General features: G+C 32.1%; 1 protein-coding gene. It reads left to right on the forward strand.

What is annotated here, in order from left to right; genetic code table 11:
* Positions 1 to 98 precede the first annotated feature (98 nt).
* Positions 99 to 302: recombinase family protein (locus PZE06_RS27940; protein WP_275792393.1), on the forward strand; the 204-nt coding region annotated here is incomplete at its 3' end.

Below are 302 nucleotides of genomic sequence, written 5' to 3' on the forward strand. Positions count from 1 at the left end.
AAAACTCCTAATCTTACTTTTGGAATGTTTCAGGCCCTTCACATATGTTTTGAAACGTTTTATAAAAAAATACAAACATATATTCGTTTGTATGGGAGATGATTAATATAAAAATTGGATATTGCAGAATTTCCTCTGTATCTCAAAATCCCGCTCGGCAAAATAAAGCATTAGAAGAACAAAGCGTTGAAAAACTTTTCATAGAAAAGTTAAGTGGTAAGGATAAAAATAGACCGAAGTTGCAGGAGATGATGAATTTTATTCGAGAAGGAGATACCCTGGTAATTGAGTCTATATCAAGG

Source organism: Robertmurraya sp. DFI.2.37 (assembly GCF_029211245.1).
GTDB classification, from domain to species: domain Bacteria; phylum Bacillota; class Bacilli; order Bacillales; family Cytobacillaceae; genus Robertmurraya; species Robertmurraya methanolica_A.